At 65.8% G+C, this 16,480-nt stretch carries 12 protein-coding genes; 10 read left to right on the forward strand and 2 right to left on the reverse strand.

The window, feature by feature from the left end:
- Positions 1 to 1,158: 1,158 nt before the first annotated feature.
- The 5 genes from AC5W7N_RS20170 to AC5W7N_RS20190 all read left to right on the forward strand — a co-directional run bounded on the left by AC5W7N_RS20170 (position 1,159) and on the right by AC5W7N_RS20190 (position 3,818).
- The gene (locus AC5W7N_RS20170) at positions 1,159 to 2,058 is read left to right on the forward strand and encodes a helix-turn-helix domain-containing protein (protein WP_495921986.1); all 900 of its coding nucleotides are present in this window, start codon (positions 1,159 to 1,161) and stop codon (positions 2,056 to 2,058) included.
- A 2-nt stretch (positions 2,059 to 2,060) separates the two neighbouring features.
- A complete protein-coding gene (locus AC5W7N_RS20175; protein WP_495921987.1) occupies positions 2,061 to 2,267 on the forward strand; it encodes a DUF397 domain-containing protein in 207 nt (68 codons plus the stop codon).
- 51 nt (positions 2,268 to 2,318) lie between these two features.
- The gene (locus tag AC5W7N_RS20180) at positions 2,319 to 2,522 is read left to right on the forward strand and encodes a DUF397 domain-containing protein (protein ID WP_495921988.1); all 204 of its coding nucleotides are present in this window, start codon (positions 2,319 to 2,321) and stop codon (positions 2,520 to 2,522) included.
- A gap of 378 nt (positions 2,523 to 2,900) precedes the next feature.
- Positions 2,901 to 3,425, forward strand: a complete 525-nt coding sequence (locus AC5W7N_RS20185; protein ID WP_495921989.1) for a DUF3558 domain-containing protein — start codon at positions 2,901 to 2,903, stop codon at positions 3,423 to 3,425.
- Positions 3,426 to 3,443: 18 nt separating this feature from the next.
- Positions 3,444 to 3,818 (forward strand): hypothetical protein, encoded by a 375-nt coding sequence (locus AC5W7N_RS20190; RefSeq protein WP_495921990.1) that lies wholly within the window; start codon positions 3,444 to 3,446, stop codon positions 3,816 to 3,818.
- A gap of 32 nt (positions 3,819 to 3,850) precedes the next feature.
- Here AC5W7N_RS20190 and AC5W7N_RS20195 read toward each other — a convergent pair whose 3' ends face one another.
- On the reverse strand, positions 3,851 to 4,048 hold the full coding sequence (locus AC5W7N_RS20195; RefSeq protein ID WP_495921991.1) for a hypothetical protein: 198 nt from the start codon (positions 4,046 to 4,048) through the stop codon (positions 3,851 to 3,853).
- A 21-nt stretch (positions 4,049 to 4,069) separates the two neighbouring features.
- Between AC5W7N_RS20195 and AC5W7N_RS20200 the strand changes: the two genes are divergently transcribed.
- The 5 genes from AC5W7N_RS20200 (at position 4,070) to AC5W7N_RS20220 (ending at position 11,394) form a co-directional block, all read left to right on the forward strand.
- Complete coding sequence (locus AC5W7N_RS20200; protein ID WP_495921992.1) at positions 4,070 to 5,272, forward strand: hypothetical protein; 1,203 nt, start codon at positions 4,070 to 4,072, stop codon at positions 5,270 to 5,272.
- Between the two features lie 265 nt (positions 5,273 to 5,537).
- Positions 5,538 to 6,347, forward strand: coding sequence for an ESX secretion-associated protein EspG (locus AC5W7N_RS20205; RefSeq protein WP_495921993.1), 810 nt, complete (start codon positions 5,538 to 5,540; stop codon positions 6,345 to 6,347).
- Positions 6,348 to 6,559: 212 nt separating this feature from the next.
- Complete coding sequence (locus tag AC5W7N_RS20210; RefSeq protein ID WP_495921994.1) at positions 6,560 to 10,252, forward strand: WXG100 family type VII secretion target; 3,693 nt, start codon at positions 6,560 to 6,562, stop codon at positions 10,250 to 10,252.
- A gap of 15 nt (positions 10,253 to 10,267) precedes the next feature.
- Complete coding sequence (locus tag AC5W7N_RS20215) at positions 10,268 to 10,675, forward strand: hypothetical protein (protein ID WP_495921995.1); 408 nt, start codon at positions 10,268 to 10,270, stop codon at positions 10,673 to 10,675.
- A 305-nt stretch (positions 10,676 to 10,980) separates the two neighbouring features.
- On the forward strand, positions 10,981 to 11,394 hold the full coding sequence (locus AC5W7N_RS20220; RefSeq protein ID WP_495921996.1) for a hypothetical protein: 414 nt from the start codon (positions 10,981 to 10,983) through the stop codon (positions 11,392 to 11,394).
- Positions 11,395 to 11,538: 144 nt separating this feature from the next.
- Here AC5W7N_RS20220 and AC5W7N_RS20225 read toward each other — a convergent pair whose 3' ends face one another.
- The gene (locus AC5W7N_RS20225; protein ID WP_495921997.1) at positions 11,539 to 16,449 is read right to left on the reverse strand and encodes an NAD-glutamate dehydrogenase; all 4,911 of its coding nucleotides are present in this window, start codon (positions 16,447 to 16,449) and stop codon (positions 11,539 to 11,541) included.
- Between the last annotated feature and the right edge of the window lie 31 nt (positions 16,450 to 16,480).

A 16,480-nucleotide genomic window follows, 5' to 3' on the forward strand; every position in this document is an offset into this window, starting at 1 on the left:
ATGGGCCCGGAATTCATCGCCTCGAACCCACGCACGGCCACGACCTGCGACTCGGAGGGCTCCGAATCTTCATGGCAGCCCGAATCACGAGGGCGCCCAGGATCACCGGGGCAGACCGAATCACCAGGGAGGCCAGAATCGCCGGGGCGGCAAGGATCATCAGGGCAGCCAAGCCCAGCCTTCCGATCCTTGGTCGCGTCCGAGTCATTGCCGGGTCCGGCCACGGGATAGTCGATGCCCCGCAGGTATGCGCGCTCACGCGGGCTCGCCGTCTGCGGCGCCAGCCGCCCGAACTGCACCAGCGTGCAATAGGCGACCCACTTCCACGCACACCTCTCGACCCGGCACTCCCGATGCCGCCGCATCAACCGATGCGCCAACTCCACATCCGCCACCCCACACACCACCGGTGGCGCGAACACATCATCGACCCCCATCACGCACCCCTTCGACAGCCACACCCACCCGAGCAGCCGCACGAGTGGTACATGAGGCTGGTGGATGCGGCGTGTCGCCAGCCTGATGTACCCCTCGCGCACCTGGGCCAGGTGCGGTGGGGGTCCAGGTGGTCGGTGGGGAGAAGGTGATGATGGTGTCGATGGCCAGGGCGTCGGCGATGCCGAGGAGGTAGGCGACCGGATCGGGAGCGTCGGCCGAAGGGCGGACGGTGTACAGGTAGCGGTGGCCCGAACCGACAGCGTGCCGCTGCATTTCGGCCACGTGGTGGTCGGCGTGCGTCACAGAGATATCGGCGCGTACGAACCCGATTGCGCTCGGACTGCTCGCGTTCGGCGCGGGCGCGACGGTGTGCGGATAGGACATAGGCCCTCCAGGAACCTGATCGACGGACGAGATCTGGGGGCGTCCGAGCAGGGGTCGGCTACGAATCACCTGTCAGGCGCGGAATCCATCGGCACTCGGCGCATGGCAGCGTTCCGCCGATGATGTTGCGGTTCAGTGGGATTCGTGGAAATTTTCGACCTGCGATGTTGCTCGAACGCCGGACTCAGAACATCACCAATCGCCTCGCCAGGGAAGCAAAATCGGGTACCCGATACCAAGTCACCCAAAAGCCCACCACCCGACCCAATTGTGCTGTACAACAGAACCGATTGCGCGACCGATCCGACCCGATTCCGCAATGCAAGGGGGTAAACAATGACGACGACCGGAGACGACTCCGACGACACACCCAGCTCGACACTGCCTCGGCGCCAGCTCGGCCGGTTCCTGCGAGATTCCCGTGACGCCAACGGACTCACCATCGCGGCGGCCGCGAAACTCGTGGACCTGTCCTCATCTGCCTTGCAGCGTATCGAGGCCGGCCAGACTCAGAAGGTCCGGAAGCAGGACGTGCGCGCACTATGCGAGCTGTACGACGTCAGCGCCGAAGACCTGCGCGCAGCGGTCGACCTCGCCGCACTGGCGCGGGTGCAGAGCTGGTACCACGCCTACGGCGGCCTGTACTCGGACACATACAACATGTATGTCGGACTCGAGGCTGCTGCATGCCGACAGATCACTTACCACGAACACATACCCGGGCTGCTACAGACGGCCGACTACGCCCGCGCGATCATCGGGGCATACCCCGGTTTCAGCAGCCAGGAAGACATTGATCGACGGGTGGAACACCGCCTCAAGCGGCAGGCAATCGTCACTCGCAAGGCGCACCCTGTCGCTCTCGACGTTCTTCTGCACGAATCAGCACTTCACCGAATGGTCGGCAGCCGGAAGATCATGGTGGCCCAACTCCGCCACCTGGCTGAAATCTCCAAGTTGCCCAATGTCAACGTGAGGGTTCATCCGTACGATGCAGGCCTCGCCTGGGGGATGCCATACGGGTTATTCACCATCCTGGAGTTCGATACAAACTTGAAAGGTCAACCCGTCGAGCCAACTGTCGTCTTCCTGGAAGGTGGTCCCACCCAGGATGTCTATCTCGAAAAGCCCGAAGAGGTACGCCTCTATAGTGAACTTGCGGACGCCATTCGCAGCACGTCGCTCGACGAACGGCAGACCCGCGAGTTGATACGCCGGGTAAGCAAGGAGTTTTGACCGTGAGCACCACTGACCTGTCGGAAGCACCCTGGTTCAAGAGCAGCTACAGCGGCAGTCAAAGCGCGTGCGTCGAGGTTGCCTGGCTTGGTCCCGTCGGCGTCGGCGTCCGCGACTCAAAGAATCCATCCGGACCTGCGCTGGTCTTTGCGCCCAGCCAGTGGGATGGCTTCATGAGCGCCGTGCGATCGGGCCAGTTCGACCGCTAGACCGCACCCACCCGCCCTGAACTGACGCGCAGGGGACGGAAGGAGTTGACCGTGAACAGCACAGACCCTTCGGGTGCCTCGTGGTTCAAGAGCACCCATAGCGGCGGCCAGACCGACTGCGTCGAGGTAGCCTGGCTCGATTGCGCTGTCGCGGTCCGTGACTCGAAAGCTCCGTCCGGCCCGGTGCTCGTCTTCCGGCTGACCCAATGGGACGCCTTCGCAGATGCAGTGCGAGCGGGCGACTTCAACCGCTGAGCCATCGCCACGGACCTGGCCGCCCGCCACGGCTTGCCCACGGCAGCCAGGTCCGGTTCGGTCCGCCCAGGCCGGCTCCCCTAGACCACCTTTCGCCCACCTTCGAGCGACAAGCACTCGGCCGTCCCCGAACCCTCACGCCAACCAGCACCGCCCGCCGAGCGCAACCCTGCCCGAGAAACGTCCGGTTCAGAGACCAGACGCTGACCTGGACGAAGGAGGGTGCGTCCTCATCCCTCCCACGACCGGCCAACACCGCTGACCCATGCCCCAGAATCGGTGGAACCGATCGAGCAGTCGATGCGTCCTACACTTTGAGCGGACAAATCGGCGGCCTGAACGGGAGCGGCAGTGAGACGACGGACAACGGCGGTAGTCATGCTGACAGGCGCTCTGCTGGCAGCATCCGCGTGCGATGCGACGAACGAGGGCACCGCCACGCCGGTGTCGACCACGGACAAGGCCGCGACCACCGAGGCACTCTGGGATCCCTGCCAGATCAGCACCGATGTGCTCACGCAGATTGGCGTCGATGCCTCCACAAAAGACACCACGATCTCCGGCGTGGAGAAGGTGGAAGGGTGGGAGCTGTGCTCGTGGAAGGACAAGCCCAAGAGGTCTAACTACACCATCGGAGTCTGGTCAACGACCCATAGCATCGAAGAAATCAAGGACGATAGGAACAACACCGCCTACCAGGACGTAACGGTGGCAGGGCGCTCCGGAATCCAGTTCCGTAAAGCCCATGACGACGACAAGAGCGAATGCTACCTCGCCTTCCCGGCGGAAGGGCAAACGCAAGAAATATCGGCGTACAAATCTACGCTGTCGGAGGACAGTCGAGATTCGTGTGAAATAGCCACAGTCGCAGCGGAATCACTAGTTCCCTTGTTCCCGAGTTAACGAGAGACTGGACACGACGTGGGCATCCAAGAAGACATCACCTTGTGGCAACGCCTGTCAGATGAGGCCAAGACCGGGAGGCTCTATCTCGATGATTCCGTTGCTAAATCTTGCCGCACAGCAATAGATGACCAGATCGAAGTTTACGAAGATGCACGGCAAGGCATCAGCCAAATGGCGAACGTCAGCGGTCTCGGCGACTTCGAGTGCGGCAAAGAGCTCGCCAGACTATTGGGGCTCAAGGCTGTCGATGCAACGGGCGACGGCGACCTTGATTCCGCGCTTGCCGACCACATCCGGGTCCTGAAACTTATGGGTGATACCATCCAAGTCACTCTGGACCGCTTGCAAGAGCAGGATTCCACGAATTCGCAAGGCTACAACGGCGTCTGATCGGCAGGGGGTGCACGGTGCTCGGTCTTCCATCATTCGAAACGATCGTTTCGAATGTCGGCAAGTTGGTTTTGTCCGGGCCGATCGGCGCGGTGATCACCGCGGGCCATCAAATGGATTCCGCCGCCAATGCGTTGGATGTCGCCTTGGGCGATCAGAGCCCGGAAGCCATTGCCGCGCGTAACCGGATCAAGGATCTCGCCGATAATCATTTCGATGGCGAATTTCATGATCCGCGTATTCCTGAGCACATGTTCGGCAATGTCCGGTCCGAGGATCTCGACGAGCTGTACCGGAAGGCCCAAGCGGTCGATGTCGCCGCCATGAACACACTGCATCAAGCGTGGCAGTCGCGGGCCGAGAAGCTCGAGACCGGGCTCGCTGCCTTCGGCCCGAAAATCCTTGCGGCCATGGAGGACACGTGGGAGGGCGAGTCGAAGCAGGCCGCGGCGCGCGGCATCATCGACTACGTCGAGAAGGCCAAGAGCCTGGTGTCGGGCACGAAAATCGTGGCAGGCAAAGTCGAGCTGGTGAAATCGGCGGTCGAGGTGACCAAGGCCAACGTCCAGCCCAGCCCCGACACCAGCGGCTGGGGTAGCAAGGTCGCCAGCTGGACCCCGGGCCCCACCTGGAAAATGAACGAGGACCGCACCAACGCCGCCGAACTCGCCACCCATTACATCCTCGAGCGCGTCTATCAGCCCGGCATCCGCGAAGGCGACACCGGGCAGCCAAGAATCCCGCTGGCCTACAACCCGATCCAGCAGCCCGGTCCGGTCCCGCCGGTGAATCCACCGCGCTCCTGGCCCCCGGTCGGTCCCGTCGGCCCAGGCGGGGTGAACCCGCCGGGCACCGAGGGAGGCGGCGAGGGGGACGGTTCCGGCCCCGGCCAGGAACCCGGTGAGACCACGACCGCGGGTGTCGAATCACCACAGCCGTCGACAACGCCCGCGAGCCAGACCAGCTCATACACATCGGGGCTCGGCACCACACCGTCCTCCGCGACCTCCCCCGCATCGACTGCCGGTCCCGGCGCCGGCCTACCCGGATCCGGTTACCCAGGCGGTATCGGCACCGGCGGTTCCGGCGGATCGGGTTCCGGCGGCAGCGGTTCCGGTAGTCCGGGTTCGGGCGGCTCGGGCTCGGGTTCGGGTGGTTCTGGCGGCCGAGGCGGCTCCGCCGGTGGCCCCGGACGGTCACTATCCGGCGGCGCTCCAACCGCCGGGGTGGGCGCCGCTGCTACCGGCGCGGGCGCCGCGAACCGGGGTGCGCGCCCGATGGCGATGGGCCCGATGATGCCGCCCGGCGCGCGCGGCGCCAACGGTGACGACGAGAAGGAGAAGGGCAAATCGGCGATCGCAGAGGCGCTGGTCACTCGGCAGAACGGCGAGGAACTCACCGGCCTCGATCCCGAGCATCGGCCCAAGACCGTGCCTCCGGTACTCGGCGAATGAACGACGCAAGCCGATGCCGCTGCTCGGCGAATAGCGCGCGTGGCGGCTCCGTCCGCTCCATGGACGCCGAATACGCGCACAGCCGCGGTACGCGTCGAATCTGCCCGTTCGCAGCGCATGACGGTGGCCGGCGAGCGAATTCGAAGCAGGCAGCTCGGGCTGGGCTGACGCGCCAAGGCCAACGCCGTCTGCTCGGCCGGATGGACCGGCCGGTCCGGGGGCCGCGCGAACAGTCGGCTGCCCACCTGACGCAGGGCAGAGTCGAATGACCCAGCAGACCTGGACGATGTCTGGTCTGGAATTGACGGTGCTCTGGCACGCCATCGGCCGCGACATCCTGCCCTACCCCTTGCAATATCGCCCCGCCGAAGACACCGCCGATGCCTACGACCGCGCCTACAAAACCGCGGCCGCCCGCATCCAATCGGTCTTCGACGAAGACATGTACGGCCCCCTGCGCATCGTGGTCGAACCCGAGGCTCGGATCGAAGTAGCCGGATTCGCCGGTGTCACAACAGCAGTCATGCCAGGCGCCGATGCCGACCCCACCGCCATGGTCCGCATCCACGCCGCCATCGCAGGCAGCGGCGCCGTCATCCTCACCCAACGCCCGACCGCGAAACACAACACCGGCGCCGATGTCCGCATGGAATACGTCAACGCCCGCACCGCCTCTCGCCGCATCATCGCCGCCCTACCCGACGCCCCGCCCGGCACCGCCGCACCCTTCCACGCCAACCGCGCCGACCTCGAATCCGACGACGACGCCCCCTTCACCGCCTTCCGCGACGACTCCCCCCGCTCCCAGCACGACAGCATCCACCGCTTCTTCGAACGCCCCCGCACCACAGTCACCCACGTCGCCGTCTACCCCGGCCCCGCCTACGACCACCGCCCCACCCCCACCCGCGACTTCCACATCATCGACTACCCCGAAGGCCGCTACCGCATCCGCACCACCGCCTCCATCCAATCCACCCCCACCACCCCCACCGACCTCACCACCCACCTCCAATCCCTCCTGGACCGCACCCTCCAAGACCACCGCGAAGACCACGACCCCACCTACCGCTGAGCGAGTGCGGACTGATCACATACGTTGCCGACGCTTCACATAGGTAGTCGGCCCCGCTGACGTCGACAGCATGTGTGACACCCTGCGGACAGGGCGTGCGACGGGTTCGGCCCCGAATTCGGTTCCCCCGGATGGAACCGAAGCCCGGTTCGCCGCGTCCAAGAGGTCGTAGGTATGTTGTGGCCCGGCCGGGCGGAGTGGAGGGTTCTGGGGTGGGCATCGAGATTCCCGAGGCGTTGCAGTGGGCCGCGAAGTATGTCGTGGGGGCCGGTGATTGGCCCGAGGGCGATGAGACCGCGATGCGGCGCATGGCCGACGCCTACAACGGTGCCGCCACCACCCTCGATGATCTCGGTGATGATGCTCAACGCCAGGTCAACCAACTGCTGTCCGCGCTGGATGGGCAGACCGCGGATGCGATCGAGGCGTTCTGGAAGAAACTCGGCAACGACGACGGCGCCCTCGCCGCACTGACCGGGCTGTTGAAAGACCAGGCCGACCTGGTCGATGACGGCGCCAACGATATCGAACACACCAAGTTGATGATCATCGCCCAACTGGTGATCTTCGCCGTCGAAATGGCCGCAGCGCTGGCCGCCATGGCGACCGGTGTCGGTGCCCCGGCCGGTGCGGCCGCTGGCGCCGCTGCCCGGGTGGCGACCCAGATCACGATCCGCATGCTGATGAAGCAGTTGTTGCAGCGGATCCTGACCCGGGTGGTCAAAGAGGCCGCCCTCGGCGCGTTGGAAGAGGGTGGACTGGATCTGGGTATCCGGTTGATCCAGGCCGCCAAGGGTGATCGGGAACTGTCCCGTGATGATTTCACCGCGGTGTGGCAGTCCGCCGCTGGTGGGGCGATCGGGGGCGCGATTTCCGGCGGGTTGGGCCGCGAGGGCGGGCTCACCAACGGTGTCGGTGAGGGCGCCGGCAATGCGTTGGGGAATCGGGCCAAGCAGTTCGCCACCGACTACACCACCGAGGTCGCCTCCGATATCGGCTCCCAAGCCGCGATGGCCGCCATCACCGGCGAAGAGTTCCAACTGTCGGCCGATACCTTCACCAGCGCCGCCGCCGGCGCCGCCCAGAATCAATTCGACAGCGGCGGAAGCGACAGCGCAGACGGCGGCGGAGACGACCGCGGCGGCGACGGCCCCGACGGTGACGGACCCGAAGGCTCCGAGAACGACAACAACAACAACGGCGGCAACAACGACCGCGACGGCGAGAACAACCCCGACCGCGGCAGCAACGACGACGGCGATCGCGGCGGGAACCAGAACTCCGGCAACAACAACGCGGGCAACGACGACGGCGACCGCGGCTCGGACAACCCCAACGGCAACAACACTCGCACCGGCTACAACACCCCCAACAACACCGACACCGACACCGGCAACGGCAACGGCAACGGCAACGGCAACGGCAACGGCAACGAGCCTCCCGCCAACACCCAACCGGCATTCACCGGCGACCCCAACACCGGCGACAACAACGACGGCACCCGCGCGACCGACACCAGCAACAACACCCCGCCCAACCAGCCCTCCGCCCCCGGCAGCGACGATCGCGGCGAGAACTCCCCAACCCAGTCCGGTAACAACGCGCCCACCAACCAAACCCAGCAACCGAGCTCCCTGAACCTCCCCACCCAGGACGCCCCGTCCCAACCAACCCACTCCCCGAGCTCCCTCGACCTCCCCACCCAGGACAACACCGGCACCGCCCCCCAGTCCCCCTCCCCACTGGATCTCCCGGACCAGCCCACCGCCACCACCCCACTCGACCTCCCCAACCAGGACACCCAAACCCCGCAGGACTCCCCCGGCCAGAACCCCGCCCTGGACCTACCCACCCAAACCAACACCCCGACCAACCCGACCACCAACCCCCTAGACCTCCCCACACAAGACACCGGCACCCAAAACCCCAGCTCCCCAGCGCAAGACAGCGGATCCACCAGCCAACCCACCACCGGAGCCCCGCCCACCTCCGGCATCCCTTCGGCACCAAGCGCGTCAGGCACCGCTTCGGCACCCAGCGCGGCAGGCATCCCCACTTCACCCACCGCACCGACGACGCCGCACACCTCGAACTCGCCGGACAACACGCCCACCACATCGACACCCCCGCGCGACACCACGTCGACCCAGTCCGACCAGTCCACGCCCCCGAACGGCAACCCGGCCGACCCCACCCCGGCTTCCACCACGGCGGCGTCCACAGCCACCGCCCCACCACCGACGACCTTCACGCAACCGACACAACCCACGGACACCCCACGCACCACCCCGCCCACCGACCCCTCAGCCGCACCGGCACAATCGACCCAGCCGAACCACCAGGCCCAAACCCAGCGTCCGACAACGCAACCGAACCCCGCGGCGAACCCCACACGCCCGGACAACACCCCGCCCGCGAACCGGTACCAGCAAGGGCCGGCGAACCCGTCGAACCCGACAAATACCGGCGACCCCCGCGCGACCAACCCCGCGAATCCCCCAGCGCGCACCCCGACTTCACCCCCACCCAACCGCCCCGGCCACAACCCGGCCATCCACAAATACGTCGCCCACTTCAACGACGGCCGCCCCATCCCCCGCGACCCCTTCTACGCAGGCCAATACAACCCCCACATCGGCCGCTACCAGCCCACCGAAGCCGAGTTCCAAACCGAACGCGCCCAACTCGCCAACAACCCCGCCCCCACACCCGCGCACCCACACACCACCCCGCAGGCACACCCGGGCACCACCAGCTACCCCAACCAGAGCCCGTCTCCCAACCCATACAACCGGCCCCCGAGCACGCCCACCAGCTTCAACCCCACCAACTTCCCCGACAGCCGCGCCCCAATGTCGGACCCACGCGCCAACTTCCCCGACAGCCCCGCCCCGATATCAGACCCACCGGCCAACACTCCGCACCGCGGCACCCCCACCCAGCACCCCGGCAACACCAACTACCCCAACCCGGCCCAACCCGCCCACGGCCGCCCGAACCCGCACTCCCCGAACCACCACCCCGGCCAGCGCCCACCCATCGGCCGACCCAACGCCGGCCACACCCCGCCAAACCCCCACAACCAGCACGGCAACCCGCCCTCCAACTACACCCCTGCCTTCGAAACCCAGAAGCGCAGCGCACAGGAATGGCTGGACCGCCTCAACCGCATGGGATCGGCCGTCGGCTCTTTCAACGATGAAAAACCTCGTCGTACCGAGTTGCGGCGTAGCTCGCCCCTGGATGGCAACACCGGCACCCGTGACCAGACTCATCAGCGCGGACAACTGACTGCATCACACGATGCACCTGCGATTTCAGATGTCGCAACCCCAAGGACTCACCCGTGGGTTCCGCCTTCGGAACACCCGACCGTTCCCATTCCTATTGTCGCCGACAACATCGCCGAAATGCCAACGATTCCTCTCAGGCGCGTCGAGCCCCTCCCCGAGGAACTACAAGGATTATTCGACACCGGCCTGGACACCCCGGCAGGAAGGGCCTATTACGAGCCCGACGATCAGGATATGAGGGACTCCGCACTGGCACTTCAGGCAATTCCCGGATACTACACTCTAGACCTGCATGGTAGCCCTGATGCAGTGTATATCGGTGAAGATGAGCTAACGGCCGCAGAACTTGCAGCGCTGGTTCGCGCCGATCCCAACTGGAACGGCGAACCCATCCGATTGTTCTCATGCGAAACCGGGCAAGGAGAAAGCCCATTCGCACAACAACTCGCCGATGAATTAGGGGTTACGATTCATGCACCCACGGAGCTTGCCTGGGGTTACGCGGATGGAACGAGCATCGTCTCCTCCGCGCACTGCGACAGCGACGAATGTGACCAACCGAAGTGGCCACCAGACGGAATGTGGGTCCGATTCCGTCCAACCGAGAACTGAAAGAGATGATCCACCATGCTGAGAATCGCGCGCCTCTTCGACGAATCAGATAGCACAGGCGCTCCCAACTATTCTTCGCGCCAACTCATCGACAGCAATGATGAGCGCGCGAGGATAAGGCAGTTCCTGACAGGCGGCACCCTCATCCTCCGGACATCCGGGCGCGCGCCGGATGTGCTTTCGTCAGAGAACAGGAAAGTTGTTCCGATCTCTTACGCCACGGACGGCACATGGATTTGGTCGCGCGCCGCAGCCTATTACGTGTCCAACCATGGGATCGCGCCCGAGAAGGATTTCCTAGAACATATCATTCGGTGCGGCTATACTGCGACAACTCCTGACGAGGACGCAATAAATTCTGCCATTGCAAGACTTAATGAGCACTTTTCCTCCAGACAAAACTCTGCTTCGACAGAACGTTGACGGGATGAACCCTAGGATGATGACTTACACCTTGCCGAACGCTGGACTTGCGAGATGGCTGGTTTAGCAGGATGGCGAACTATCCAAGGGAATCCGATTCGGTTTCGTTGCCAGTCCGGAGCCGACCGCCCGAAGAAGTCGCCCGCTATGAAAAGCTCCGGATGAATCCGACACCGGGCGTCAAATTCTGGGCGCTCGAGTTGCTCACTCCGCTGCCGCCCCTGTGCACTAGACATGGGCTACCCGAGGTTGAACGGCGGAAGCACACACTGCGGTTCATTCACACGAGCCGTGGCCGAATGCAGATGACCGTTGGTGCGCAGATACGTTCGTTTGCAACGATGCTGAGGCGGTTCCGCCCCTGGTCTTTCGGCCGAGGCCTGGCCGACTACAACGCCTTCCTCTTCGGCGACTGGCCACTGTGTGCGGCATGCGTCCAGCGGTCCCGCCGCTTCCAGTGGGCGAGCCGCATGATCATGCTGGCGGGAATCGCCTTGATCTGCACATACACCATCACTCGAATGATCGTGCCGGATCCGGATCAGCTGATCCCACTGTTCCTCTGCATTGTCCCCGGCTGGTTCCCGATCGGCCTCGCTGCCGCTGGGCTGGCGTTCATCGAGTCGAGAACCTACGTTCGCTGCGAGCCCACCGTCGACAACACCACCGTCGCGATCCGCGCCCACCCGGATTTTGCCGCCGCCGTGCGGGCGGGCTGACGTCAGAGGCCCAATGTTTTCGAAAACAATACGGCCGCTGCAACTCTCACAGAGCAAGTGGCGGCGGTACGTCCACCCGAACCACCAACGGCTGTGGGGCCGGTGACAACCAGTCACCGGCCCCACAATCGCATAGACCCGAGCTCAGCTCGCGGCACCCGCCGTCACCACACTCGACTCCCCACCGGCACTGACCATTCCGCGCACTTGACGCGCGGCGACGGACAGGGTCGCCAGGTCGTACGTCCCGGAGTCGAAGATCTCGCCGAGGGCCGCTGCTGCGCGGGCGAGGCGGGAGCGGTTGGTGGACTCCCAGTATTCGATCTTCTCGGCGACGGTGTCGTCGGGTTCGGTCGCGGTGGATACGTCGAGGGTGAGCAGCCGCAGCGATTCGTAGAGGTCGTCGCGCACGGCCAGGCGGGCCAGGGTGGGCCAGCGGTCGCCGTGTTCGAGGTTGCCGACGGCGGTGAGGAGGCGCTCGATGTCGAGATGCTCGTTGAGGGCGAAGTAGAGCACCGCGACCTCGTCGGCGTCGCGTTCGGCGATATCGGCGATATCGAGCACGTCCAGCAGCGGGAACAGGTGGATCAGGCGGAACACCTCGGTGGCCAGCTCCGGAGGGGCGCCGAGGGCGACCGCGCGCTGCGAACGAGCGGTCAGGTCGTCGGCGAGGTAGCCGGGCAGCCAGTCCGAGACCCGGCCGGCCAGCGCGGTCACGCCGTCGCGGTAGCGGGCGATGTCGGCGCCGATGGCGATGGGTTGCGGCCGGTTCAGCAGCAGCCAGCGCGAAGCCCGTTCCAGGGTGCGGCCGGTTTCCAATTCCAGCGCGTCGCGCGCGGCGGACGGGATGGGCGCGGTGCGGATGCGCTGCCAGACCTGCCGCAGGCCGAAGATCTCGACCGCGGCGGAGAAGGCGCGCACGGCGTCGTCGGTGGTGGCGCCCACCTCCTCGGCCAGGCGGAAGGCGTAGGTGATGCCGCCGTAATCGACCAGATCGTTGACGACCATGGTGGCCACGATCTCGCGGCGCAGCGGATGTTTGCGGATGGCCGCGTCGAAGCGGGTCCGCAGCGGGGTCGGGAAGTAGTCGGGCAGCATCGCCGCGAACGCCGCACTGTCGGGCAGGTCGCCTGCCAGCACATCCGCCTTCAGCGAGAGCTTCACATGGGCCACCACATTCGCCAGTTCCGGTGAGGTGAGACCGGCGCCCTCGTCGGCCCGGCGGGCCAGCTCGGCGTCGCTGGGCAGTGCTTCGAGCCTGCGGTCGACGCCGCGGCGGGTCTCGAGTTCGGTGAGCAACCGGCGGTGCACCGCATTGCGGGCCGCGGCCTCGGCCCGGCACAGGCCCATCCGGAAGTTCTGCGAGATATTGTCGCGCAGCACCAGTTCGGCGACTTCGTCGGTCATCGCGGCCAGCAGTTCGTTGCGCTCACTCGCCTCCAGGTCGCCGCCGGAGACCACCGCGTCGAGCAGGACCTTGATGTTGACCTCGTGGTCGGAGCAGTCCACGCCCGCGGAATTGTCGAGCGCGTCGGTGTTCATCCGGCCGCCGTTGCGGCAGAACTCGATCCGTCCGAGCGCGGTCGCTCCGAGATTGCCGCCCTCACCGATCACCTTGGTGCGCAGCTGATTCGCGTCCACTCGGACGGCGTCATTGGATTTGTCGCCCGCGTCGGCGTGGGATTCGGTGCTGGCTTTGATGTAGGTGCCGATGCCGCCGTTCCACAGCAGATCCACCGGCGCTTGCAGGATCGCCCGGATCATCTCCGGTGGTGACATCGTGGTCACCTCGGCGGGCAGGCCGAGGGCCGCACGCACCTGCGCCGAGACCGGAACGGCCTTGGCGGAGCGGTCGTACACTCCGCCGCCTTCGCTGATCAGCGATGTGTCGTAATCGGCCCACGACGAGCGCGGCAATTCGAACATCCGCCGCCGCTCGGCAAACGACGACCCCGCATCCGGATTCGGATCCAAGAAAATATGCCGATGATCGAACGCCGCCACCAGGCGAATATGCTCCGACAACAACATCCCGTTACCGAACACATCACCGGACATATCACCGATACCGACCACCGTGAAATCCTCGGCCTGCGTATCGATCCCCATCTCCTGGAAATGCCGCTTCACACTCTCCCACGCACCCCGAGCGGTAATACCCATGGCCTTGTGGTCGTAGCCGACGGAGCCGCCGGAGGCGAAGGCGTCGCCCAGCCAGAAGCCGTAGCTCTTGGCGACGTCGTTGGCGATATCGGAGAAGGTCGCGGTGCCCTTGTCCGCGGCCACCACCAGATAGGTGTCATCGGCGTCGCGCCGCACCACGCGGGCGGGCGGCAGCACGTCACCGCTGGTGTGATCGACGTTGTCGGTGAGATCGAGCAAACCGGAGATGAAGGTGCGGTAGCAGGCCACACCCTCGGCCATCATCGCCTGACGATCGGCACCCGCATCCCCGGTGGCCGCAGGCGGCTGCTTCACCACGAAACCACCCTTGGCACCCACCGGCACGATCACCGCATTCTTCACCGCCTGGGCCTTCACCAAACCCAAAATCTCGGTCCGGAAATCCTCCAACCGATCCGACCACCGCAAACCACCACGCGCCACCGCACCAAACCGCAGATGCACACCCTCCACCCGCGGCGAATACACGAAAATCTCGAAACGCGGCCGCGGCTGCGGCAATTCGGCGATGGCCTGCGGATCGAACTTGAACGACAGGTAGCCGGCCGGCTCACCGTGCTCGTCGCGGCGGAAGTAGTTGGTGCGCAGGGTCGCGGTGATCAGCTCGAGCACGGCGCGCAGAATGCGGTCGGTATCCAGGCTCACCACCGCATCGATCTCCGTGCGCAACCGCTGTGCGATCGCCTCGACCCGGCTCGCGGACTCCTCGCCGGCCGCATCGGGATCGAAATAGGCGTCGAACAGTTCGATGAACGCCGCCGCCAGGGCCGGATGGGCCAGCAGCACCCTGGTGATATTGCCGAAGGTGTAGGCGAATCCGGCCTGCTGCAAGTACTTGGCGTAGGCGCGCAGCACTGCGATCTGGCGCCAATGCATTCCGGCACGAAGCACCAGCTCATTGAGACCGTCGACCTCGGCGTCGCCGAACCACATCGCGGCGAAGGCGGCCGGGAACCGCTGCCGGATACCGGCGGCCTGCTCGGCGGCGGGATCGAGCAGATCGGCTTCCATATCGGGGTCGAGCGAATCGCGCAGCAGCGCCGCGGGCACCCGGAGCGCGAAATCGTAGATCCAGCGCAGGGGGCCGTCCTGGCGCGCGATCCGGTAGGGCCGCTCGTCGACCACTTCGACGCCGAGGCTGTGCAGCACCGGCAGCACCCGGCTCAGCGACACACCCGCACCGGCGACGTAGAGGGTGAACCGCCACTCCCCCGCCGGCGCGTCGGCGAGCCGGTACAGCGCGGTATCGATCTCGCCCTCACCGAGGCGCTCCAGCCTGCGCAGATCCGTCAGCGCGCGATCGGCGCCGAATTCCTGCTGATAGCTCGCCGGGAACGCGGTGGCGTAGTCGGTGGCGACCGCACGGGAAATGCCCGCGACGCCTGCGGCGGCCGCGACCACGCGGTCCGACCAGGTGCGCGTGGTGGCGAACAGAATGTCCTGCACGCGTTCGCGATTGGCCTCCGACAGATCCGCTGCCATACCCGGCGCCCGGTGCACCGTGAAGTAGACGACCGCCAGCTCGGACTCGGTGACGCGCGCCGAATAACTGATCTGGTCGCCGGCGAACTCCGCAAGCAGGATGTCCTGCATCCGTAGCCGGACCTCGGTGGAGTACCGGTCACGCGGCATGTAGACCAGGCAGTAGATCGCGCCGCTGCGCCCGTCCTGGCGCAGGAACAGCCGGATCTGGCGGCGCAGACCCAGATTCATGACCGCCGAAACGGTGTCGAAGAGCCTGCGCGCGTCGGTGGAGAACAACTCGACCCGCGGGAAGGTCTGCATCACCTCGAGCATGGCCTGACCAGAGAACGAATTCAGTTCGAACCCGGCCCATTCGATGACCTGATGCACCCGCCGCGAGATCACCGGGATATCGAGGATGTTCTCGTGCAGCCCGGTCACGGTGAAGGTGCCGACGAACACGTGCTCGCCCTTGACCGCCGCGACCGTGTCGCCGGAGGCACCCGCACCACCCGGATCGGTGGTGGCGTATTCGGCGACGCTGATGAAGTACAGATCCGGCGAACCCGGGATCAACGAGTCGACCGTGCCATTGGTCAGCCGCAGCACCGGGCGCTTGGCGCCGAGCACCGGCACCGGGATCTCGGCGCCGGAGCCGTCGCGCAGCACACCGAGCCCGGTCCCCGGCACCGGCCACATGCCGAATTCGGCGTCGGGGGTGGGGCTGGTGCGGCGCATCCGGTAATCGCTGTAGCCGAGAACGGTGAAATGGCCGTCGGCCAGCCAGCGCAGCAGCCGCGCGCATTCGGAGATCTCGGCGTCGTCGGACCATTCGGCGGTGCGATCGAGCCGATCGGCCAGCGTGGTCATCGAGGCGACCATGGCCGGTGTGTCGTCGGTGACCGAACGCAGATCGCTGAGGACCTGCGGCAGCGCCTGTTCGATGCGGTCGAGGGTTTCCGCGCTCACCGCGGGATCGAGCTGGACGTGGATCCACGATTCGGGATAGCTGTGGGCGTCGGCGTAGTCGCGGCGGGCGCCGTCGCCGTCGCGCGGGGCGATCGCGCGCAGCTCGCCGGCTGCGTCACGGGTGACATCGAAGACCGGGTGCACGACCTCGGCGACGGTGGCGCCGAGCCGGTGCAGCGCCGAGGTGACCGACTCGACCAGCAGCGGCATATCGTCGTTGACGATCTGAATGGCCAGGCCGAGCCCGCACTCGTCGTCGGCGCGGTAGACCCGGGTGGAGACGGTCCCCGGCGCGCGCCGCGCGGCCAGCTCGAGGTGGTGGCGCAAGATGTGCCCGGCTCGGTCGGTGATGGTCAGGGCGGTCGAATCCGGGCGGATCCAGCGGAAGTAGGCCGGTTCCAGCTCGGTCGGATCACCCCTGAACTGTGTCGCATCCATCGCGTTCTGTGTGGTTGTCACCGTTGACCTG

It is taken from the genome of Nocardia sp. CDC519, assembly GCF_059509835.1.

Bases quoted from the DNA above. Each gene is read 5' to 3' on its own strand.
- AC5W7N_RS20170 (WP_495921986.1), top strand. From the start codon at position 1,159: ATGACGACGACCGGAGACGACTCCGACGACACACCCAGCTCGACACTG.
- AC5W7N_RS20185 (WP_495921989.1), top strand. From the start codon at position 2,901: ATGCTGACAGGCGCTCTGCTGGCAGCATCCGCGTGCGATGCGACGAAC.
- AC5W7N_RS20200 (WP_495921992.1), top strand. From the start codon at position 4,070: ATGTTCGGCAATGTCCGGTCCGAGGATCTCGACGAGCTGTACCGGAAG.
- AC5W7N_RS20225 (WP_495921997.1), bottom strand. From the start codon at position 16,449: ATGGATGCGACACAGTTCAGGGGTGATCCGACCGAGCTGGAACCGGCC.
- AC5W7N_RS20205 (WP_495921993.1), top strand. From the start codon at position 5,538: ATGACCCAGCAGACCTGGACGATGTCTGGTCTGGAATTGACGGTGCTC.
- AC5W7N_RS20220 (WP_495921996.1), top strand. From the start codon at position 10,981: ATGACCGTTGGTGCGCAGATACGTTCGTTTGCAACGATGCTGAGGCGG.
- AC5W7N_RS20215 (WP_495921995.1), top strand. From the start codon at position 10,268: ATGCTGAGAATCGCGCGCCTCTTCGACGAATCAGATAGCACAGGCGCT.
- AC5W7N_RS20195 (WP_495921991.1), bottom strand. From the start codon at position 4,048: ATGAAATTCGCCATCGAAATGATTATCGGCGAGATCCTTGATCCGGTT.